This window comes from Winogradskyella wichelsiae (assembly GCF_013403925.1).
In the GTDB taxonomy this organism is placed as follows: Bacteria; Bacteroidota; Bacteroidia; order Flavobacteriales; family Flavobacteriaceae; genus Winogradskyella; species Winogradskyella wichelsiae.
The window spans coordinates 131,937-155,130 of record NZ_JABFDJ010000003.1 but is presented as its reverse complement, the minus strand read 5'-3'; the positions used below and the strand labels follow the sequence as shown (position 1 = coordinate 155,130).

The following is a 23,194-nucleotide window of genomic DNA, read 5'->3' as shown; positions in this document are numbered from 1 at the left end:
TAGTTATTTATATTTCAAAAATAATACCTTCTTTTTTACGTTTAAAGTAATGTTCTGGGTTAAATTGAAATAAATTGGCAGGTCTGCCAGAGCCTCTAGACACTTTTTCGTCGAGTTCGTCTAGGATATCTAGGTTAATGATCTTCTTTCTAAAGTTACGTCTGTCAATGGCTCTACCTAATACGGTTGCGTATAGTTTTTCGAGATCTGAAAACGGGAATTTTTTATCGAGAAGTTCAAACCCTATAGGTTGGTAAGTAATTTTGTCTTGTAATCTTTTTATGGCTTTTTCCAAAATGTGTTTATGGTCAAATGCTAATTCGGGTAAATCATTAATAGAAAACCACTGTACCTGCTCGGCATCTGTAGCGGCTACAATTTTAAAAGCATCCGGACGCACTAAACCAAAATAAGCCACTGATACTACCCTACCCCTTGGATCTCTGTTAGGATTGCCAAATGTGTAAAGCTGCTCTAAGTAATTGATTTTTATACCCGTTTCTTCTTGCAGTTCGCGCTCTACGGCTGCTTCTAAAGATTCATCATTTAAAGCAAAACCACCAGGAATGGCCCATTGTCCTTTAAAAGGTTCATACTTTCTTTTAATTAATACAATTGAAATATGATCTTCTTCGTATCCGAAAACTACAGCATCTACAGAGAGCCTTATGGATTGTTTGTTCATTATGTGTTGTTTGTACACAAATATATAGATTTCTATTTGGTTAAACTTTCAATTTAAATTCTAATTAACCTATTCGTTTTTATCTTTAAAAAGTTACTAACTATTCGATGAACAACACTTTAATAACACTTAAAATATTATTTTTGTTGTACTTAACCTACAAATCATAAAATATGAAAACAAAAATTGTATTCTACAATTTAGTTATCGGCTCCTTACTATTTAATGCTACTCATAGTATAGAGGCGCAGAATAATCCCATTAATCCCACGGTAGCAGCCACAAGTTTCAACGTTTTTACCTCTGGTAATGCCATAGCTATGAAAACAGAGTCTGAAGGTTCTTGGGCTATTGGTGGTGATTTAACATTAGATGGTACACTTAATATCTTTGGTGGTGAAAACTATTATAATGGAGATTCTCAACCAACAGCTTTAGTTGTAAACGGAAAAGTAAATTATACTTCTGGTCGGTTACAAGTTTTAGAAAACAACTACATTAAAATTGGCGACTTATCAACTAGTACTGTTTTTGAGAGAGACCAAAACAATGTTCTTGTTAATACTAGAATTATCCCAAATGGTGGTCATTTTGATAGTACACCAAGTATAGTGCTTTCTACATCTCAGAGTGCCGTATCTATTGCTGCAGATCCTCAAATAGATTTTACAGCTGCATTTCATCAGTTTGTCTCTATTTCATCATACTTAGGTGCTCAACCCACTAATACATCATGGAACTTCAATGCATTTAGTCAAGGAAAATTATGGATCGATTTAGTTCCTAATAGCACTAATATTCTTAATTTAACTATTGCAGAGTTTAATGGACTAAACGAAATTAAGTTTAATAATTTAATCCCTTCAGAAACGACACCTTTTATCATTAATCTTACCGATATTAGTACCCTACCCAATGTTGTTTCAATTCCTAGTTGGCCCAACGTTGTAGGGAGTGCATTAAGCTATGCGCCTTATATTTTATATAATTTCGCGAATGTAAGTTCTACAATTAATTACACAGGAGGAGCACAGATTTATGGTACAATTTATGCACCAACTGCTCGTTTTAATAACCGAAGTAATTTTAATATTGATGGACAGATTATAGTTGAAGCTTTTGAGCAAAACTCTGGAGAAGTACATCCTTATTTATTTGATACAACTATAGATTTCCCGCCAACGATTTCAGAAGAAGTCTGTGATGGCATCGATAACAACGGTGATGGTGTTATAGACGAAGGCTTTGCAGATACTGATGGAGATGGTGTTGCCGATTGTATTGATAACTGTCCTGAGGTTGCTAACGCCGATCAAGCTGATTTAGACGGTAATGGTATAGGCGATGTTTGTGACACACCTGTAACAGAAGAAATATGTGATGGTATTGATAACAACGGTGATGGTGATATAGACGAAGGCTTTGCAGATACTGATGGAGATGGTGTTGCCGATTGTATTGATAACTGTCCTGAGGTTGCTAACGCCGATCAAGCTGATTTAGACGGTAATGGTATAGGCGATGTTTGTGACACACCTGTAACAGAAGAGATATGTGATGGTATTGATAATAATGGTGATGGTGTTATAGACGAAGGTTTTGTTGATGACGATTACGATGGTGTTGCTGATTGTATAGATAATTGTTTATATGTTAACAATCCTGAACAAACAGATTTAAATGGTAATGGTATCGGAGATGAGTGTGAAGGTATTATAGGACGCCCTTATAGTTCTAATTTTGGTATAGAGGCTTACCCAGTTCCTTTTTCGGGTACTATAAATTTAAAATATACGATTAGCGTCGCTACTAATGCTACGATTGAAATATTCGATATCAGAGGAAGTGTATTAAAACGTATCAAGCAAACGCTTAGTAAGGCTGATGAACATGCTGTTATTGAAATCGATCTATCTAGAGAAACTAGAGAGAATAAAATTCTATTTGTACGTTTTATTACAAGTCAAGGCACTATTGTAAAACAAATTATGTCTAAGTGATAAGAATTATTACTTTGTAAACCATTAAAAGTCAGTTGATATTATTTTCATCTGGCTTTTTTTATATCATCATTAGTTTCATTTAATTTATCTTGAAGTGTTTCAATCTCTAAATTTTTTAAGAGAATTAATAAGTTAGGGTACCAACTCTCGTGATATCCGAGGTTTTCATTCTGAAATTCTTCAATAGCGCTCGCTTTCGTCCAATTTTGAATCACCATTCTATAAGCCGCAATAATTGTCCCTGTTCTGTCAGAACCATGCCAACAATGCACAAGAACAGGTTGTTCTGCAGATTGAATAACACGTAAGGCATTTAATATATCGTCTTCGTTTAGTTGTTTTGTTTTAATAGGTTGATGAATCAACTTAAAATCGAATTCTTTCGCTTTTCTTTTATTCGACCAACGCCGTCTTAAGTTAAGAATTGTCTTTATACCCATTTCTTCTAACATATTAAAACCTATTTTACTAGGTTGCTCTGAGCGGTACAACTTTTCATTAACTTGATATAAATTTTTAAAGTCAGCACCTCTTATTTGTTTTATTGTATCATTCTGAGCGTAATTAAAGTTCATGATTCCAATAAAAAAAAGGATTGTAATTGTTAAATTTTTCATCTTATGCTTTGCTATAAGATAATGAAAAATTTTTTAAAACTAAAATTAGTGCTCTGATAATTCTTACAAAATAAATGCTATTAAATTGCTTGCAAATGATCATCTATTCATTACCGTAAAACCGAGGTGTTTTGATTGTAATTATCTTAATTATAGACCCTAACAAAGAAGGTTTGATTATCAAAATTAGATGCTATCTAATGTTCTAATTTAAATCGTTGAGGTCTTATAGAATCACTAATTAAGCCTTTTTAAATATTGTAAATATTTTCTTTTTTGCGTAAATAAATTCATTATCTTTAATATTTATGTCAGATTTTAACAATTTGACATTATTAAACAATTATATTTGCCGCCGATTGTAGTCTAAATACGACTATAATTGATTCTAAATAATTAAAAAAAATAACAACAATGAAACAATCAATTACAATCATTGCAGCACTTTTAATAAGTACAATGTCTTATGCACAATTTCAAATCTCTGCTAGTGGAGGTTATGCTATTGGTAGTGCAGGTATGAAAACAGGAGAAATAACTAATGCTACAGAAACAGAAAATGCTTATGGTAGTTATGGTGAAGGCTTTAATGGACAAATAAGAGGAACGTATTTCTTTAATGAAACGTTTGGTGCTGATTTAAGTTTAGGGTATTTACATGGTTCTGATCAAACAGTAAGAGAGGTGAATTTACCAGGATTTAATGAAACAGATGCTGTTGCAAGAGCACGTGCTTTTGGTGCTGCCATTTCTTTAGTCTATAAATTTAATAATAATATTTACGGGCGTTTAGGGGCTTTAGTAAAATTAGGAGGTAAAACAGAAGCTGTAGTATCTAGTAAAACAACTTTTTCAGAAGCAGAAGCTAATGCTTTTGGAGTTCCTGTAGGATCTTATTCAGATACGAACTATGTAGAAGATTTTCATGGTCAGTTTCCTTTAGGCTTTGTGGCTGCTATTGGTTATGAGTATCCATTAAATGATAATTTTAGTGTTTTTGCAGAAGCTGAATATTACGGAATTAGCTTAAAACGTAAAGATTCTGAGATTACAGAATTTAATACAAATGTTGTTTTACCTGACGGAACAGTTGCTGTTCAAAGTCTTTACACATTAGATAACTTAGCACCAGGATTTGATAGAAAAACAACTTATGTAGATGAACTTTCTAATACTAATACAGATACTTCTAAAGAGCTAGCTGTAAAAGTACCTTATTCTTCATTCGGAATTAACTTTGGTATTACTTACAAGTTTAAACGTGCAAGCTCAGATAGCGCTATGTAATTCTGAATTGTTCTACTTATTATTCTAAAAAAGTTCCTATTGTTTTAATAGGAACTTTTTTTATGTCATACATTAAGAAAAGCCATACGGTATTTCTCTTTTTGGGAGTATTTTATTTCTGTTCTAAGCAATTTTATATTTACACAAAGCTTTCTATAGAAATAGAAACAAACTTAAAGGTTTTTATTCAGTCGCATAATGCTAAAAATAGATTCTAAATGTTTGTTTTCATACTTACTTCAATTCATTCATAATCTCAGCAAATAACTCCGCCGATCTTATTCTGTCGTTGATATCAAAAATGTGCGTTACGGCAATTAATTCATCGGCATTAGTCAGTGCTAAAAACGATTCTACTTTTTGTTTTACTGTGGCTTTACTTCCAATAAATGCATATTTAAGCATTTGACTCACCTGAGGATTTCTCATAATATCCTTTAAATCATCCGTCATTTCTGTTGGTGGTTGTACTTTAGCACGCCTGCCGGTAAATAAACCAACAAGCATTCTTATTAAAGAAGTTGCTAATCTTTCTGCTTCTTGGTCTGTTTCTGCTATAATAATATTGACACCCGCAATAACGTAAGGTTGTTCTAATACAGCAGAAGGTTTAAACTCTTGGCGGTACGTTGTTAAAGCTTTCCATAAGTGTGTTGGAGCAAAATGACTCGCAAAAGCGTAAGGCAAGCCTTTTTTTGCTGCTAAATGCGCACTATCTGTACTAGAGCCTAAAATAAAAAGCGGCACATCTACCCCTTCTGCAACCGTAGCTCGTATTTGAGCCTCTTCGTTTTCTACAGAAAAATAAGTTTGTATTTTTTCTATTTCATTCGGAAAAGAATGGGCTGCCTGCATAAAATCAGAACGGATGGCTTCGGCTGTTTCTCTGTCTGTTCCAGGTGCTCTTCCTAAACCTAAATCAATTCGATTAGGATATAAAAGACCTAAAGTCCCAAACTGTTCAGCCACAATTAACGGAGAATGATTTGGTAGCATAATACCACCAGAACCCACACGAATTGTTTTTGTGCCTTCTGCTATATAACCAATTAACACAGAAGTGGCATTACTCGCTATGTTTTCAGCATTATGGTGTTCTGCAACCCAAAAACGCTTATAGCCATAAGCCTCTGCATGCTCAGCTAGCTTTAAAGCATTATTAAATGTTTGCTTTAAGGTATGGTTTTCAGAAACTAATAAAAGATCTAATATGGAATAAGCTCTCTGTTTTGTATTCATCTAGGGGAATAAATGTCTTTAGGTTTGCTATTTACTTTATAAATAAGAAAACGCTAAGACACGTCTATTTTATGCCGTTTTCTTATTAAAAATGTAAATTTACAAAGCCCACAAATAAGTTTTAGATTAATAAAGTTAAATTTTTTAACAAGGGGCAAAAAAAATAATTTCATTTTACACTTCGCATAGTTTAGTAGCTTATTCATTTTTAAATAAAGCCCATCAAAAAGGCTCATAATGTGTGTTATGAGCCTTTAAAACAAAATATAGGGGTTTGGGGAATTAACAATTAATACTTTCGTTAATAAACTCATCAATTTTGCTTTGTTCTAATTTTGGGTTAGCCCCGTCGCTACCAGCAACAATGGCACCTACAGCACAGGCAAAGTCTATAGCGTCTTGTGGGGCATGTCCTTTAAGTAATTTATCGGTTAACGCGGCTAAAAAGGAATCGCCAGCACCAACGGTATCTTTGACTTCTATTTGATAGCCTTTATTGTAGTAGAAGGTTTCATTGGTATACAAAATAGCACCTTTAGCGCCTAAAGTGACACAAATAGATTCGGTATTGGTATGCTTTGCAATAAATTTTATACTTCCCTCAATTGATTTGGTCTCAAGGTTTAGGTTATAGATCATATTATCGATTTCATCTACATTATATTTATTGAAATCTGCAGCCTTCATAATCATGTGTGTTACGATTTCAATAATCTCATCATCATTAAACTTTATAAAGTCGGCCTCCTTCATTAAGCTACCTAGTAACTCTTGCGTGTAATATGGAGCTCTCAGGTTAACATCAAATATTTTGTAAGGAGCTATTTTTAACAAAGCGAATAGTGTTTCTTTGGTATTATAATCTCTAGCACTTAAGCTTCCGTAAATAAAAGCATCTGCTTTTTCGGTTAATAACCTTAGGTCTTTATTTAATTGAATACGGTCCCAAGCTCTTGGATAATTAATGGTGTAAGTTGCTGATCCTTTTTCGTTTAGTTTTACGTCAACTTCTCCCGTTTTTAAGTCGGTATCAATTTGAATAGTGTTTACCGCTACACCATTCTCTTTTATATATTCAAAAATGCCGTCGCCTTCAGCATCTTTTCCAATTCTAGTAATTATAGAAACGTCATTATTAAAAGCCTTTAATCTTAAAGCGACATTTAAAGGCGCACCTCCTATTTTTCTATGTGTAGGAAATACATCCCAAAGCACTTCTCCGAAACAAACTATCTTTTTCATATCACTTTAATTTAAGCAGGATTATTGACGTCTATAATGCTTTTTTCTACACCTTGTTTTACAATCTGTTGGTATGCTAATATAAAAGCCGTAACAAATTGTTTAGAGGTTTTGAGTTGCCCAAAAACTGATTCCATATCTAAGAAAGCCTCAGGATTTCCATTGGCAGCTTGTATGGCTTTATCATGTAGTGTTGTTGCCATAGCATCTTTTATGTTTAATGCTTTTCCTTTTTCGTCTTTACCTAAACTATAGATAGCCCAAGCTGCAATTAAGAATGCGGCATGGTCTATACTTCCTTTTGTTTCTAAGTTGGCTGTTATTGTTGGCAATACGAAAATTGGAATTTTAGCAGCGCTTTCAGAACAAATACGGTCTATTTGATCTTTAATGTTTACGTTTCCAAAGCGTTGTAATAAAGCAGTTTTATACGCTGGTAAATCTACACCCTCAAGGTCTGCTAAAGTTGGGGTTACTTCAGTATCCATGTAATGTTTAAGGAATTTGCTTATATGTGCATCATGGACAGCTTCATCAATTGTTGTGTAACCTCTTAAGGCGCCTAATACACCTAGAACTGTATGTCCTGCATTTAGCAAGCTTAGTTTCATTTTTTCGTAAGGCACAACATCATCAACAAACTGTGCACCAACGGCATCCCAAAGAGGTCTTCCATCTACAAAGTCGTCTTCAATAACCCATTGTTTAAAAGGTTCGCAAACCACAGGCCAAGCATCTTCAACACCAGTTGTTTCTTTTAATATTTCTATATCAGAAGCTGCTGTTGCAGGTGTAATACGGTCTACCATACTATTTGGAAAGGCTACATTCTTTTCAATCCAAGATACCAGAGAAGGCTCTGCCATTTTTACATAGCTTAAAAGCATCTTTTTAGCCATATGGCCGTTGCCCTGTATATTATCGCAAGATTGAATTGTAATGCCTTTAATCCCTTTTTCTTTTCTAAGTTTTAAAGCTTGTGTGAGGTAGCCGAACACTGTTTTAGGCTGAGAAGGATGTGCAATATCATGTAATATAGCAGGGTTTTTATCATCAAAAGCTTTAGTCGCTTCATTGTAGTTATACCCCCCTTCAGTAATGGTGAGCGTTACAATTTTGACTTGGGGATTTGCTATTTTTTCAATAACTTTTATAGGATTTGCTGGGGCAAAAAGGATTTCTGTAATAGCACCAATTACGCGTTTTGTAAGCGTGCCATTGAATTCTTTTATCATTAAAGTATAAAGCCCATCTTGAGCCTTTAAGGTGTTGTAAATATTAGTATCTGAAGGCAGAAGCGCCACACCACAAATTCCCCATCCAGTTATAGAGGTATCGTGTAATAATTGATCGGTGTAAAAGGCTTCATGCGCTCTATGAAAGCCACCAATACCTATATGTACTATACCTGTTTTTATTTGACTTCTATCGTATTTTGGAACAGAGATTTGTTCTGAGATAGCATCTAAATTTTTTTGATTTAATTTATAAGACGTCATCAATATTTTTTTTAAAAGTTATTTTTTTATTTGTTTTCAAAACGTTGTAGTAAAACGGCAAAAATGATAATTCCCCCTTTTACAACTTGTTGTGGGTATGATGGGACATTTAAGAGGTTAAGAATATTACCAATAAGGCCTAAAATTAACACTCCCATTAATGTATTTATAGCTGTTCCTCTACCACCATTTAAGCTTGCACCACCAATAACAACGGCTGCAATGGCATCGAGTTCCCAAGCCATACCCATATTTGGTGATCCTAAATTTGTTCTAGAAGCTACTACAATGGCTGCAATGGCTGCTAAAGCCCCCGAAATGGCATAAACCAAGAACTTGTATTTGTTCACTTTTATACCTGATAATCGCGAAGCTTCTTCGTTACTACCAATGGCAATAACCAAACGTCCAAATACATTGTAGCGCAGCATTACCATTGTTATAATAACAATGATGAAAAATATGATGGCTATATTAGGAATTCCAAGGGTTGCGTTGTTTGCAAAATCGGACATAAATAACCCGCCTGTAGTATTAAATGTAATTGGTGATCCTTTAGAATATATAAAGGCTAATCCTCTTGCAACGGTCATTAAGGCCAACGTAGCCACAAAGGGTGCCATTTTTTGGTAGGCAACTAAATAGCCTGAAACACTACCGAGACTAAAACCAATTATAATGGTTAGTACAATGGCTACAGGTAGAATAACTAAATTAATTAAGAGTGCAAATGTAACAGCAAGTAAAGCCACTAAAGAACCGACGGACAGGTCAATACCACCTGTAAGTATTACAATTAACATCCCTATACTAATAATCCCTATACCAGAGACTTGCTTTAATAAATTAGAAAGGTTAACCGTTGTAAAAAACACATCGGATATTAATGCTGAGAAAATGAGTAATAAAACAAAAATGAATACCGTGTTGTACTTGACTAAAAACTTAAGGAATCCACCAGAACTGCTTAGTTGTTTTTTTAGAGATAGCGCCATAACTTAGTTTTTTAATGGGTTAGGATTTGTTGATTTTAAAGCTTTGCCAATGGCGTAGCGTAATATGTTTTCTTCTGAGAATTGCTCTTTAGGTAATTCACCGTAAATTGTTCCTTCATGCATTACTAAAATACGGTCTGAAATACCCATGATTTCTGGCATGTCTGAAGAAATTACAATAACAGCAACTCCTTTTTTAGCGACCTCATTGATTAAGTTGTAAATTTCAATTTTAGCACCGACATCGACACCACGTGTGGGCTCGTCGATAATAATAACTTTACTATCAATACTTAACCATTTAGCCAAAGCCACTTTTTGTTGGTTACCACCACTTAGGTTTTTAACATCCACTTCAGAATGAGGTGTTTTAATATTCAGTTTATTAATGAGTCCTAGGATATTCTTGTATTCGTTTTCTATATTTATAAACCCTAGTTTACTTGATATCGCATCGAAATTAGTGACGCTTATATTTCGTCTTATCGATAAAGGTAAAAAGACGCCTTCCTCTTTTCGATCTTCAGAAACAAAACCAATTTGATAGGCTACAGCATCTACTGGCGATTTTGTATGGATTTCTTTACCATTTAAAATAATTGTTCCCGATTTCTTTTTATCCGCCCCAAAAATAAGTTTCCCCGTTTCTGTTCTTCCACTACCTCCAAGTCCAGCAATTCCTAAAACTTCTCCTGCTCTTACCGATAGGGATACATCTTTAACAACTCCGCGTTTTCCGGCCAAATTTTTAACTTCTAAAACAGGCACATCACCTATTTTAATTGCTCTAGAAGGATAAAGGTCTTTTAAGGCTCTACCAATCATTAAATGAATAACGGCATCGGTATTTGTATCCGCTACAGCAACACTACCTGTGTCTACCCCATCTCTTAAGACTGTAATGGTATCTGCTATTTCAAAAATTTCATCTAAATGATGTGATATATATATAATAGAAACCCCTTCTTTTTTTAGACGCATGAGGTTGGTAAACAATTTTTTAATGTCGTTAGGATCAAAAACGGTGGTAGGCTCATCTAAGATTAAGACTTTAGTGTCTTCTGCTAGTGCTTTAGCAATTTCGACCACTTGTTTTTGTACAATACTGAGGTCCCTTACTTTAGATGTGACATCTATAGAAAAACCTAAAGTATCTATAAGTTCAGCGGCTTGTTGGGTGATTTTCTTCCAATTCATCCAAAATTTATTGGCACCTAATGTGTGTAAATAGATATTTTCGGCAACGGATAAGTCGTTTACTAAAGACAATTCTTGGTACACCACATTGATGCCTAAAAGTTGCCCCTCGTGGGTGTTTTTAGGTTGAATTTCTTTGCCATCTAAAAAGACGTGGCCTTGATCTTTTTCGTGTACACCACTTAAAATTTTTATCAGTGTTGATTTACCGGCACCATTCTCGCCAAGTAAAGCATGTATTTCACCCGGCTTTACTTTTAAGTCGACACCTTGTAATACCGAAATTAAACCGAAGCTTTTAGTAATTCCGCGCATTTCTAAACGGTATTCTTGTTCTAAGTTTTTCATTTTCAAAAGGATATTAACCGTTAAAACAATGCATTAGGGTTGTAATATTTTGCGGCATTTTCTTTAGTTATTAATACAGGCGGTGTATAAGACTTTTTAGAAAAATCGCGTTTCCCATTTAGATATTGAATGGCATAATGGACTGCATTTTTACCAATGAGTTTAGGACTATTCATTGCTGTACAACCATAAAAATCAATATCCATAATGTATTTAATGGCCTCTTTTTGGCCATCAGCACCAGCAACGATTAAAATATCGTCCGTTTTACCGGCTTGTGCAATGGCTTTAATAGCTCCTAATACACAGACATCAGATTCTGTAATCACTACATTAATATCTGGATGTGCGACTAGAATATCTTCCATTGCTTTTAGTCCACCAGCATAAGACCAATTGGTATAAGCTTGGGCTTTTATATCAAGATCAATGTACCCCAAGCTTCGTAATTGCTCTTCTGTAATGCCTTGTAATAAACCTTGTTTTCGCGTTTTACCAACAGGATTTCCTGCATTACCGCTTAGTAAAGCGATATTCATTTTTTTATTTCCAAACTTTTTAGCCAACCAGGCTCCAGCTAATTCACCATTGGCTAAGTTGTTCGATTGAATGGTGGTTACAAATTCTGCCGAAGGATTAATAGAACTATCTATTATAAATACAGGAACCCCTGCGGCTTTAGCGACCTTAGTTACACCAACCAAGGCATCTGGATCTATGGGGTTTAGCAATAGTGCATCAATTCCTTTAGTAATCAAATCTTCAACAGCGGCGACTTGTTTTGTAATATCATTTTGTCCATCGGCAGATAAAAAAATCATACCATTAGCTTCTGTGGTGCTTTTTACACTTTGCAATAGCGCTTGGTAATAAGGAGCATTTAATGAAGGAGTACAATACCCAATTTTTTTTCCTGTTAGATCAAGTTCGCTTTCAATCTTCTCTCCTGCTTCTTCTGTGCTATTGGCATTTCCTTTAGTGCTATTTAATTGCTCTACACAGCTGGTTAAATTAAAGCATAATACGAGTGCTAAAAGCGCTTTTAAAACGATTTGAATGTGTTTCGTCTTCATAATTTATAGGATTCGTTTTTTTTTATTTTAGTTGTATAGGGGTTTAAAATAACATAAGGTCTAATTGTAAAACGGTTTTCTCTTGTTCTGGGTTCCACATTGCGGTGAGTTCAACAGGTAATTTATAGGTTCCTAAATGGATGTCTTTACCAAAGGTTGCACCTACATTAATTAGGTTTCCAGATCCTTCCGTGTAAAACGTCTTATCTGTAATAAATGACCAAGCACCACCTGCAAATACGGATAGATTAGAATCTCCTTTTTCCCAAACCTTACTTTTTACCTCAAAATAATGGGTCCAAGAATCTTCTAAACGACCATCTGATTTTATTTCATAATCACCAGAACCTCCACCAAGGATTGTTGCAAAATATAATAAGGTATTTGGACTGACATTGTAGCCTAAACTAATATCTACAAAGTTATAACCTTGGGTTTTATCGTAACTCCAATAATGAAGTTCATCGCCGCGCTCTTCTACTCCTGTATAATTATTATGAGAAACAGCTTCTATAAAGAAACGGTCTGAAAAACTATATTTGGTATAAATTGAGAACTCTTTATAACTAGCACTCACCGTTTCGCCTGTATTATAGTTCTCTACATCTACGCCCGAAAAACTAGAACCACCCCAAACCCCAAAGGTAAATTTGCTATTACGAGTGTTGTATTCTAAGCTTGCTGCAAATACCGCGCTAGGGTGTACAACAAAACCATGCCAGGTATGCATGTTTTTTAAGTGTGCATTTGCAGTAAATGCTTTATAATCGTCTTCTATTGTTTCTGTTACTTCTGTTGTTTGCGCCTTTAAAGTATTTAAGGTTGCGATTAAAAAAAGACTAACACATATTACCTTATATATGAAAGAAACATTTTGCTTTGGCATTACAGCTGTAGTTACACTTGTAGCGTGTAGAGAATTTTGTGCCGAGAAGTATTTTGTTAATGTGTTCATCTTGATGGTTGTATCGTTTATTTAATAAACGTCATAATTACGTTTGTTAGTCAAATGTATAAAATATTATTTGAATAATCCTAAAAAAATAAATCAAATAATATATTATATTAGCTTAATACTATGCTATATTGATATTTTATCCTTGATTCTATTAGGATTGCGCTGAATAAACATTTAATGTTAAAATGACGTTTATTAAATTATATTTTCTATTTTTATCCTCAATAACTCTATATTATGCCGAATAAAATTCTTAATATATCTGTAGATTGTGTCGTATTTGGATATGATACTAACACAAAATCACTGAATCTTTTACTTATAAAACGTTATTTAGAATCTGAAGCCACCAAGGAAATACTTGTTGATGATTATGTCTTAACGGGTTATCATGTTTATGAAGATGAAACATTAGACGATTCTGCCACCCGAGTTTTAAAAGAGCTTACAGGGTTAACAGATCAGTATAAGAAACAATTTAAAGCTTTTGGCAATCCTGATCGTTTAATGAATAAGAAAGATCTTATTTGGAGTGAAAAAGAAGCTTTTAATTTAAGAACCGTTACAGTTGCTTACTATTTTTTATTAAAAACCGAAGATGTTGATGTAGAGGCGAATAAATATAAAGCAAAATGGTTTCCGATAAGAGCATTACCCGAATTAGGATTTGACCACCAACAGATTATTGAGGAAGCCCATGAAGATTTAAAGATAAAATGTTTGGCAGAGCCTATTATTTTTGAGTTACTACCAAATAAATTCACGATTAATGATGTACAAGATTTATACGAGTCAATTTTAGGTATTGAAATTGACAACCGTAATTTCAGAAGAAAACTCATTAATAAAAAGTATATTATTCCATTAGATGAGAAACAAGTAGGTGTGTCTAAAAAACCAGCGCAGCTCTATATGTTTAGTAAAGATATTTATCAAAAGATGTATCATAAAAACTATTTGATTAGTATTTAGGTTTCAGAGTTATTTTATAGCGATCTCAGTTTTAACTGTAAGTCTTTGATTTATATTAAACAAAAAAAAGAGAGCCATTAACTAAATAATGTCCCTCTTTTCCACTCTAAACAATCTATCTATGAATTTTTACGATGTTATTCCATATCAATGATACCTACAACTTCGTAAGCTCTTGTACCATCAACTTGTACTTTTTCATATAGAATATTTGCATATTCGTAATACGTCTGGTTGTCAATCGTTACTTTTTCGTAATCGTCTGGTAAATCATAAACCACAGTTCCTATTTCTGGATCTACCACTTCGTATTCATTATTATACTCCACATAGAAGGTCCCATTTACGCTGTAATAATTATGGTTATTAAAACGTACTCTTTTGTAGTTTTGTGGTAAGGTTTTAATTCTAAAGCCTACTTTAGGTGCAATAACAATATAACGGCCTCTAGATTGTGTATAATATCTGTTATTAGCGTAGTAATAACTTTGTCCGTTATGTTTTACAACTGTTTTATTAGGTACTGACCTTACCGAAACTACTTTTTTAGTCGGTTTTTTATAGGTCACTTTAGAACTTGATATTCTTCTATTTGCAGTATTATTCGTTACTTTTTTTGTCGTTGTTACTACCGTTTTATTAGTTGCTTTACGTTTTGTCTGTGCAGGAACTTGAGAAGCAAAAGCTACAATAAAGGTTATTGGCAGTACATATGTTTTAATGAATGTTTTCATAATTATTAAAATTTAATAGATTAAACTTATTTTTTATTCAATACTTAGACTCTGTATTGTTTCAATAGTTTAAAGGTATTTGTAATTAGGCTCTAAAAAAACACAAATAGACGAGTCCTATAAATCCATCTATGAAGTCTTAAATTTTATAGATTCAATTTTTTACGGCATGCCAAATTTTAACGTTTTACGCTGATCATAAAACATAAAAAAAAGGTAACTAATTAAAGTATACCTTTTCTAGCTAATTAATCTAGGGGAATTATTTAAGTAAGTCTAGTAAACCTGTAAATTCAGAAAGGTTTAAACTTGAATTGTTATCTGTGTCTAATACGTTGAAATTATCGGACACAGCGCCAATCGCTTCAGTAGAACTTATCGCTTCATTATTATCTGCGTCTAATAGACTAAAAAGCGTTGAAACTTGTTGAATTGTTGAATTAGAACTTAAAGAACTTAATAAAGAAGTTGCTTGAGTTATCGTTGCTGTGTCCACGTTTTTAACACTACTACAGCTTAACATTGTGATTGCTAAGGTTAAGGTTAAAGCGATTTTTTTCATAAATATAATTTCTATTGATTATCAAAGTGCAAACGTAGTTCTATCTCCTGTTATTAGAAAAGAAAATAGACCAACACAGTGATTTTATAGCTTAAATATGAAAATCAATAGATGAAAAATAAAAATCTTATGAATTTAAAGAGTTATTATTAATAAATTCTACAAATTTTGGTTTGTAATGTTCTGATACTGTGATGCGCTGATCATTAATAATAATCTGACTGCGCTCTACAACATCAATGTTGCTTAATGACACAATAAACGATCGGTGTACGCGCATAAATTGTGTAGAAGGCAATTCTTCTTCAAGCGACTTTAAACTCATTAAAGTTAGAATAGGCTTTGGGTTATCTTTTATCCAAATTTTAATATAATCTTTTAACCCTTCAAAATATAAAACATCGGCTAGCTTAATGCGCAATTGTTTATATTCTGATTTTACAAAAAGAAATTCTTTTTCTTCAGATAAAATACTTTGTCGTTGCCCTTTTACCAATTCAAACCAGGTATTGGCTTTATTGGCAGCGGCCAAAAACTCTGCATAATCAAAAGGTTTTAGTAGATAATCTATAGCTTCTACCTTAAAACCTTCTAACGCATAATGATCGAAGGCCGTTGTAAAAATAACGCGTGTTTCTTTAGGTAGCATCTTAGAAAACTCTATCCCTGTAAGATCTGGCATCTGTATGTCTAAAAACAACAAGTCTACAGGGTTACTTTTTATGTACTCCATAGCTTCAATAGCACTACTACATTTCTTTTTTAAATCTAAGAACGGTGTTTTTTCTGCATAACTTTCTACTAAATTGAGAGCCATAGGCTCATCATCGACAATAACACAAGTAATTTTAATAGGGCTCATATATGGGTTGGTATTTTTAAGTGATTAAAATGGGTTTGAGATAAAGATTACTTTACAGTATACCTAACAAGGACTTCATTGTCTAAAATAACATTGGTAGACCATATAAATTTAGCATCATTTTTGTTATTATCAAACACATTTATAAAGTTAGTGTATGCAGGCTTATTATCTACCCCTATGGTTTTATTTGAAAACTCGGTAGCGTTAGGCCATTGGCTATCATTAAAATCTGGGGCTTGCCAGTTTGTTGGGGTTTCCCAATGTAAAGCATAATAGGTTGTACCGTCATTAGAATCTTGGGTAGTACAGGTTTCACTTAATCTTAACGCGCCTTCTTCTCTTGCACAAGATAAGTCTCTTAAAGGCGCTGTATAATAGGTTTGAGCTTTCCAATCTGCATTTGTAGTCGCTATTATTTTTCCGCTAGCATTTTTAAAAACCGCTACCATACCTCCATCGCCAGGATGAAAGGCTTGCCCCCTATTATCCTCTGAGCCTAAACCACTATTTTCTTCCCAATCGACTAGTTTCATGGCAATTGTAAACGGGGTATTCACTTTAAAACGCACAATGTTGGAATTAAACTGCGTAAACGGCACATTATCTTTCCCTACTGGAACACCATTAATATACATTTCAAAGTAATTATCGGCAAATACATAAGCGGTAATGACCTTGCCATCAGCATCTATTTCTATAATATCAGTACCGTCTAAAGCGGGTAAGGCTTCTTCATCAGAGGGATACTCTACTTGCGTACAAGGATTAAATAAATCGGACGCCATAGGAAAGCTATCATTTGTAAAATTGACTTTAGCAGGAACCGTCCATTCGAGCCCATCTGTAGTTTTAGCTATACCTATTGGTGCTTCTCTACCTCTCTCGCATTCAAATATATTTTGGGTAATGACTTTTGCTGGACCTTGAGATACCGAAGCGGTACCGTTGTAAACTTTTACTGTTTTTGAAGTTGTTTTTTTAGCGTTTTCACCATTTTTACAAGCTGTTATGGTAAAGCAGGCCAAAACAACTACAAGTGTTGTATGTTTTAAATGTTTCATTTTAGAATTGTTTTTAATTAGAATCTATAAATGTTAAAATGGTTCTGTCTATAATTTTTACAGTCCCTAAGGCGTTCATTAACACATTATAATCGACATTTAAACTGTGTTTTTTAGGTAAAGCCGCAGGGGTTTCTGATAAGGCATAAAGTGCAATGTTATACACATGCTCTCCTTTTCCACGCGAACAAGGCGACGTATAAGATATTGCTGTACCGTCTTTATTACCCCCCATAAACCACGTGCCTTTAGCGGCCATTTTATAAGGTATTTGTGTAACGCTAGGATCGATGTCCCATAATAACAGGTACGAGTTGATTTCTGTTTTATCATCCTTTTTAGGATAATGATACATTACAACGGCTAAAGATTTGGTGCCATCGGGTACATTTTCCCAAGACAGTGGTATGGAATTTTCAACATCATTTACCTTTTCTTCACACTTATAAGCGTCTAATAAAACACCGTTGGCTACCGCTTTACTTGTGAGTTTAAAATTGGCATTTAGAGTTTTAAAATCATCATAATTTACTTTTGTTGTTGTTTTTTTATGATGTTCACAAGATATTAGCCCCATAAAAAGCGTAAGAACTATTAATTTTGAATATTTCATTTTTCTCTTGGCTTATAGGTTTCTACTGTTGTTGTGCCATCAGGATTTATAAATTGATATGTATAATTATCGTCACTATCCCAATGGTATTTAATAATATAGGGTTTTGAATCTAAGATATACGTTAATACATAGTTATTAGCTTCTAAGCTTTTAAAATCTGTAATTTCAGCCCCTTTTAAAGGACGTAAAGCAGGACGTAATTCTTGTGTTCTGGGTTGTGGATATACTTGATTTTCTGGGGCCTCTGTTTTAGGATCTAATATAACCTCGCCTCGCATGCCTGCAATAAAATAAGGGTAGTCTTTAATGGTGTGGTATTGGTAAGAGCCATCGGCATTTGTTTTACCAAGGTATTGGTCTAAAGTATCTGTGGTTTCTCCATACACCGGAAAACCATCGACCGCATAAGCTACCGGATTGCCTTCCCCTACTTGGTCTTGTAAATGCAAAGGGGGTAAATGATAATGGTAGTCGTCTGCACGGCCACAATGTCCGCCCCAGCGGTCTAGTTCTCCAATGGCATTGGCATCTTCTCCTCTATTGTTTAACGGATTAAAAATAGGAATGCCATTAACCGCCACAGCAATAGCTCCTTTAAGTAAGTTGGTTTTTGTAGACAATGGATTTTTTGCCAGTTGAGGCTGTATAGGGATGGCCCAACTATTAGAGCCTGTATAATTTTGCTGAATTGGTACTTGTTGTTGCCAGTTGCTGATCCCTACCATCATCTCGTGATCTGGTAAACCGTTTGACGATACATATAAAAAATCTTTGTCTACATGTGTGGTAACGCCTTCAAATTTTTCGAAAAACGTTTGCATTACAGTCACCTTATTTTGTGGCACTTGCGCCGTGCTTACAGAAGTGGTATTTTTACACCCTACCATGACAATAACCCCCATACCGAGTACACCATAAGATAGGTACACTATTTTTTTTCGTTTTACAAGTTTAAAAACAGAAAAACACAATAGCAAACAGCCTAAGCCTATAAGTGCTTTATTAAGATAAGTAACTGATGGCAATTTAGTTGAAATAATAGCATCACTATTTAAGACTTTTATCAACTGGCTTTGGGTTTTAATATACTCCTGATCTGCATTTGAAAAAGCTGAAATGGGATAGCTTTTAATGTTGTGGTTATCGTCGCTAAGCCAAACGGTATGATTTTCATATTTAATAAAATCAGCCTTTATGATATCATTGCTTATTGTTACTTTCCATTGTCTTAAAGGCGTACCATGTCCGCCTTCATGGGCAAAAAGAAAGGTGCTTAATACTAATAAAAGGTTAATTATAATCGATTTTTTTATAGACATCACTTTTATTATTTTTAATAGGTCGATGGTTCGTTTACTTTAAATAAGGGTTGCCTATAGCATTACATTAGCTTTTTGCGTTATAATAAGGCTTATTTAGTCTGTTTCAATCTCCAAACTGGCTATAAAACGATGATCTTTCACTTCGGTTACAAACTTGCTTTTATTGGGGTAAAGCAGTTCTATTCGTTTTTCAATATTAGGAAGCCCAATACCAGAGCCACTTTTATCGTCTGTCTTTTTAGGAAAGTTATCGTTTTCAGTAGTAAATAAAACAGTTTTACCTGTGGCCGCCATGTTAATACAAATGGTACTTTCTTTACTCCCCGACACACCATGTTTAAAGGCATTTTCTATTAATGAAATAAAGAGCAAAGGAGCTATTTTAATACCGGTTTCTTCTGAAGGAAACTGATAATGAACCGTTGTTTTATCAGACACCCTAAGCTTCATTAGGTCGATATACTTTTTCATAAAATCTATTTCTTTAGATAAAGCAACCAATTCTTCATTAGTATCATACAACATGTAACGCATAAGCTTGCTTAGGCTATGAATAGAAGTTTTGGCTTGCTCTGGAGAAAGATCTACCATAGCATAAATGTTGTTTAGCGAATTAAAAAAGAAATGCGGTTGTAACTGGTAATGTAAATGTTGCAATTCGGACTTTAGTTTAATGTGCGCTGCCTCCTTACGCTCGTTTTCGGTTTGCACCCAGCGTTTGGTGGTTTTTATGGTAATAGAAAATAATAAAGGTGCCATATAAGACAGCATTTGTATGTAAAGAAACATTTTAAACGGTGGCCCATTACCATCTTCTTTAATCGGTTTTTTTAAGATTTCCTGAAAAAAAACACCTTCTATTTGTTCCTTTAGGGTTATAAATACAGCAATCATTACTAAATTGACTAAGACAAAAATCAGTATTTTTTTAGTGAATAAAAACCGATCTATAAGTGTAAAGTAATTGCTATAGAAAATAATGAAGTAAAAGCCTAAGGGAATCCAGAAATGTGCTATAACTCTTTCAATTTCTTGCGACTGGCCGTAAGATAAGACATAAGGCATACTGAAAAGTACTAGCCATACCAATAGATGCGAGAATAAGGTGATGTTTTTATTTTTGTACATTAGATTCTTTTTGTAAGGCGTCTTTTAGAATCGGTTATCTTAGCGATATTAAACGTTTTGCCTGTAACAGAATCCTTAAAACGACGAAATCAAAGGTAAAACTATTTACTTTCTTTTTGATACGGAATAGATGTTTAGGGAAATTGACTCTATGAATATTCAAATTTTATCGACTTTGATCTCATAAAATAGACAACATCCCTTGGGCGTAAGCTTTTATTAGCTTTTGGCCTATTAGGGTACTGTTTTCTCTAAAAAGCGCTATATGTTAGCGTTTCTATCGAGTTTTAAAAAAGAAATTCATTTATTACCAAATCATGACTATTGCGTTTAAAATAACGATTTAATACCGTATATAATTTATTCTTCATTGTAATTTGTTCTTCATTATAATCTGCTTATAAAAATCCTATCAGATTTTGTATATCGTAAATGTTTACTACTTTAGCTGCCAAATTATAAACTCATACATTAGCAAACATTCACTAAGAAAAATGAACAAAATTGTTTTATTACTTTTATTAATTAGTCTTAATTTATCTGCACAAAACGCTAAAAATGCAGGTTGGTATATTCAAGAATATCATTATCCAGAAATTCAACTCCCTTCTGAATTTAAAACCTATCAAATAAAAGTAAATCCAAATACGGATAATGTTATATTACTCATAAACAAAGAACAAAAATCAACCTCTTTTAAGAATCCTGATATTACTAAATCTGTTAATCGTTTAGTAGACATGCCGGGGTTCGCTTTGTCAGAAACTCCTGATTTTATTATTGAATTTACGGATCTAGGTGTAAAACACATTTTGAGTGTAGAAGAAAAAACACAAGGCTATGGCAGTGATAGAGGAAAAGTATACACTGGTAATGTTAATGTTTCATCATCAATTAAATTGGTTGTAAAAGATATAAACGATACTATTTTATATGATAAAGTTTATAAATTAAATAACCATAGTGAAAGTGCTGGTGTTTATAATAATGCGACAATAAAATCAAGTGATATTGCATTATCTCAGATAAAAAAACAATATAATGCTAACGTTATTGAATATCGATCTAATAAAAATTTAAACATTTCAGATAATGTCATTTCAAGCATAAGTAAATCTCTAAAATCATCATTTTCTAATTATTATGAGTCCAAAAGAATAAATCTTTTTCTTATAAAAAAGGAAGATAAATATGGGATTCAGAACAATGACCAAGTTGAAAAATTAATTGCAATGAATAAATTGGAATTTAATGATACTTACCTTGACAATTTAGAAAAAATAGCAAAAGAAAGCTTAACTATTTTTGAAAGCGAACTCGAAAAAATAAAAGATACAACCGATAAAAAACAAAAGAAAATTTACTGGAGTCTTTTAAGTAACATTTCTGGTGTTCATTATGCACTTGGTGATTATGATAAAGCCATTGAATATGCTAAAATGAGAGAACGTATTGATTATAATCCAAAATGGAAATACAATTTAGAAATAGCAGAAAAAAGGAAAGAAATAATTGATCAAATAAAAAAATAAATATCAATAGTCTCGAAAATGGGATCTATCTAATTAAGACAAAAATGGGAAGCACCTCAAAATTTATCAAAAAATAAGGTTTCCTAACATACCATTAGGCTCGTTGTTATGTCTAGCCTAATTACAAAAATTGAATAGATTTTGATTTGTCAGTTTACTGTCCTCAGATCTATTCAATTTTTTTTAGCTAAATATTTAACGCAACACTACGGTTATACGTAGTCTAAGATCAAATCTTAGTCGTATTTAATTTTACTTTTTTTATTACCTATTGCTCTTCTAAATACTAGAATCTTAGCAGATCTTTCTTTTCAATGTGTAATTTGCTAAATTAGTTGCATGAAACATACATTTAAACCATATCATATGCTTCAACTAAAAGGTTAATTATACAAACAACGTTGGCAATCATTAAGAAATGAATAAAACAATACTAATAGCACTGATTTTAGTAACAATTATAGCTTGTAAAACAGAAAAATCAACAGAAATAATTGTAATCGGAACACTTCATCGGCCAGAATCTAATTTTAACCCAGAGATTCTCTTCAATATATTAGAAGATATACAACCCGATTTTATATTAGAAGAACTCGATTCTTCTTTTTTTACTTCAAATTTTAGACATAAAAATGTTTCAAACAGTAATGAACGTATAGCATCTGAAAAATATATTGAAAAATACCCAACAACGCAATTGAGACCTTATGAATTTGAAGGCAGAAATGAATACAGGATAAATAGTGGTTCACGACCTACTGACGGGTTAACAACAAAGCTCATTGATAGCTTAAATAGGGCTGATTTATTAACAGAAGAAGAAGCTAAAATTCATCTTAAATATAAAGCACTCTTAGAACCATTAATAGTCTTAGCTTCTAAATCCCCTGAAAACTTCAACAAGCCATCAACAGATAGTATTTGCGCAGAAAGACAATATTATCAGTATACCATGCTTTCAAAAATAACCAATAGAAGAAATGAATTTGCAACACGTTATCATACCAAACCAAATGGTGAAAAAATAAGTTACAGAGATGGATATCAGTTGGCTGGTAATTTTTGGGATTTAAGAAATCAAACCATGGCTAAAAATATCATGCGGATTTCAGAACAGCATCCAGGTAAAAAAATTGTTGTACTCTGCGGATTTATGCATAGATATTATATTTTAAGTGAATTAAAAAAATTAACTAAGGATAAAAATATTAGCTTAAAAGAGTTTTACAACAACTAAAAACTGCTGCCAATATCCTCTT

Annotated in this window: 21 protein-coding genes; 5 read left to right on the top strand and 16 right to left on the bottom strand. The window is 33.3% G+C overall.

Annotation, left to right across the window (positions count from 1 at the left end):
* Positions 1–7 precede the first annotated feature (7 nt).
* Entirely contained in the window at positions 8–685 is a 678-nt protein-coding gene (locus HM985_RS07955) for an NUDIX hydrolase (protein ID WP_179375747.1), read from the bottom strand.
* Between the two features lie 173 nt (positions 686–858).
* Here HM985_RS07955 and HM985_RS07950 point away from each other — a divergent pair, with 173 nt between their 5' ends.
* The gene (locus HM985_RS07950) at positions 859–2,685 is read left to right on the top strand and encodes a collagen-binding domain-containing protein (protein ID WP_179375746.1); all 1,827 of its coding nucleotides are present in this window, start codon (positions 859–861) and stop codon (positions 2,683–2,685) included.
* A gap of 47 nt (positions 2,686–2,732) precedes the next feature.
* Here the strand turns inward: HM985_RS07950 and HM985_RS07945 are convergent, their stop codons facing one another.
* Positions 2,733–3,305 carry a phosphatase domain-containing putative toxin gene (locus tag HM985_RS07945; RefSeq protein WP_179375745.1) on the bottom strand — a complete coding sequence of 191 codons (573 nt, stop codon included), beginning with the start codon at positions 3,303–3,305 and terminating at the stop codon, positions 2,733–2,735.
* Positions 3,306–3,719: 414 nt separating this feature from the next.
* On the opposite strand from HM985_RS07945, the gene HM985_RS07940 reads away from it, so the two are divergent.
* Complete coding sequence (locus HM985_RS07940; protein WP_179375744.1) at positions 3,720–4,592, top strand: outer membrane beta-barrel protein; 873 nt, start codon at positions 3,720–3,722, stop codon at positions 4,590–4,592.
* Between the two features lie 234 nt (positions 4,593–4,826).
* On the opposite strand, the gene HM985_RS07935 is transcribed toward HM985_RS07940, so the two are convergent.
* The 7 genes from HM985_RS07935 to HM985_RS07905 all read right to left on the bottom strand — a co-directional run bounded on the left by HM985_RS07935 (position 4,827) and on the right by HM985_RS07905 (position 13,140).
* Positions 4,827–5,831, bottom strand: a complete 1,005-nt coding sequence (locus tag HM985_RS07935; RefSeq protein ID WP_179375743.1) for an LLM class flavin-dependent oxidoreductase — start codon at positions 5,829–5,831, stop codon at positions 4,827–4,829.
* A gap of 282 nt (positions 5,832–6,113) precedes the next feature.
* A complete protein-coding gene (locus tag HM985_RS07930; RefSeq protein ID WP_179375742.1) occupies positions 6,114–7,073 on the bottom strand; it encodes a carbohydrate kinase family protein in 960 nt (319 codons plus the stop codon).
* A gap of 11 nt (positions 7,074–7,084) precedes the next feature.
* Positions 7,085–8,572, bottom strand: coding sequence for a mannitol dehydrogenase family protein (locus tag HM985_RS07925; RefSeq protein WP_179375741.1), 1,488 nt, complete (start codon positions 8,570–8,572; stop codon positions 7,085–7,087).
* Between the two features lie 26 nt (positions 8,573–8,598).
* The gene (locus HM985_RS07920) at positions 8,599–9,567 is read right to left on the bottom strand and encodes an ABC transporter permease (protein WP_179375740.1); all 969 of its coding nucleotides are present in this window, start codon (positions 9,565–9,567) and stop codon (positions 8,599–8,601) included.
* A gap of 3 nt (positions 9,568–9,570) precedes the next feature.
* A complete protein-coding gene (locus tag HM985_RS07915) occupies positions 9,571–11,112 on the bottom strand; it encodes a sugar ABC transporter ATP-binding protein (protein WP_179375739.1) in 1,542 nt (513 codons plus the stop codon).
* A gap of 20 nt (positions 11,113–11,132) precedes the next feature.
* Complete coding sequence (locus tag HM985_RS07910) at positions 11,133–12,185, bottom strand: substrate-binding domain-containing protein (RefSeq protein WP_179375738.1); 1,053 nt, start codon at positions 12,183–12,185, stop codon at positions 11,133–11,135.
* 43 nt (positions 12,186–12,228) lie between these two features.
* Complete coding sequence (locus HM985_RS07905) at positions 12,229–13,140, bottom strand: hypothetical protein (RefSeq protein WP_246284977.1); 912 nt, start codon at positions 13,138–13,140, stop codon at positions 12,229–12,231.
* A 240-nt stretch (positions 13,141–13,380) separates the two neighbouring features.
* On the opposite strand from HM985_RS07905, the gene HM985_RS07900 reads away from it, so the two are divergent.
* A complete protein-coding gene (locus tag HM985_RS07900; protein ID WP_218843388.1) occupies positions 13,381–14,115 on the top strand; it encodes an NUDIX hydrolase in 735 nt (244 codons plus the stop codon).
* A 137-nt stretch (positions 14,116–14,252) separates the two neighbouring features.
* Here HM985_RS07900 and HM985_RS07895 read toward each other — a convergent pair whose 3' ends face one another.
* From HM985_RS07895 to HM985_RS07865, 7 genes are all read right to left on the bottom strand, one after another.
* Positions 14,253–14,849: a DUF6515 family protein gene (locus HM985_RS07895; RefSeq protein WP_179375737.1), complete on the bottom strand. Its 597-nt coding sequence runs from the start codon at positions 14,847–14,849 to the stop codon at positions 14,253–14,255.
* 262 nt (positions 14,850–15,111) lie between these two features.
* Positions 15,112–15,411 (bottom strand): hypothetical protein, encoded by a 300-nt coding sequence (locus HM985_RS07890; RefSeq protein WP_179375736.1) that lies wholly within the window; start codon positions 15,409–15,411, stop codon positions 15,112–15,114.
* 127 nt (positions 15,412–15,538) lie between these two features.
* Positions 15,539–16,273: a LytR/AlgR family response regulator transcription factor gene (locus HM985_RS07885; protein ID WP_179375735.1), complete on the bottom strand. Its 735-nt coding sequence runs from the start codon at positions 16,271–16,273 to the stop codon at positions 15,539–15,541.
* Between the two features lie 47 nt (positions 16,274–16,320).
* A complete protein-coding gene (locus HM985_RS07880; protein WP_179375734.1) occupies positions 16,321–17,337 on the bottom strand; it encodes a hypothetical protein in 1,017 nt (338 codons plus the stop codon).
* A 13-nt stretch (positions 17,338–17,350) separates the two neighbouring features.
* On the bottom strand, positions 17,351–17,950 hold the full coding sequence (locus HM985_RS07875) for a YbhB/YbcL family Raf kinase inhibitor-like protein (protein ID WP_179375733.1): 600 nt from the start codon (positions 17,948–17,950) through the stop codon (positions 17,351–17,353).
* The gene (locus HM985_RS07870; RefSeq protein WP_218843387.1) at positions 17,947–19,272 is read right to left on the bottom strand and encodes a YHYH protein; all 1,326 of its coding nucleotides are present in this window, start codon (positions 19,270–19,272) and stop codon (positions 17,947–17,949) included. The genes HM985_RS07875 and HM985_RS07870 overlap by 4 nt, the downstream gene beginning before the upstream one ends.
* A 96-nt stretch (positions 19,273–19,368) precedes the next feature.
* A complete protein-coding gene (locus HM985_RS07865) occupies positions 19,369–20,403 on the bottom strand; it encodes a sensor histidine kinase (RefSeq protein WP_179375732.1) in 1,035 nt (344 codons plus the stop codon).
* A 494-nt stretch (positions 20,404–20,897) separates the two neighbouring features.
* Here HM985_RS07865 and HM985_RS07860 point away from each other — a divergent pair, with 494 nt between their 5' ends.
* Together HM985_RS07860 and HM985_RS07855 are read left to right on the top strand one after the other, a co-directional pair.
* Positions 20,898–21,935 (top strand): hypothetical protein, encoded by a 1,038-nt coding sequence (locus HM985_RS07860; protein ID WP_179375731.1) that lies wholly within the window; start codon positions 20,898–20,900, stop codon positions 21,933–21,935.
* A 418-nt stretch (positions 21,936–22,353) separates the two neighbouring features.
* Complete coding sequence (locus HM985_RS07855; protein WP_179375730.1) at positions 22,354–23,172, top strand: hypothetical protein; 819 nt, start codon at positions 22,354–22,356, stop codon at positions 23,170–23,172.
* The last annotated feature ends 22 nt before the right edge of the window (positions 23,173–23,194 follow it).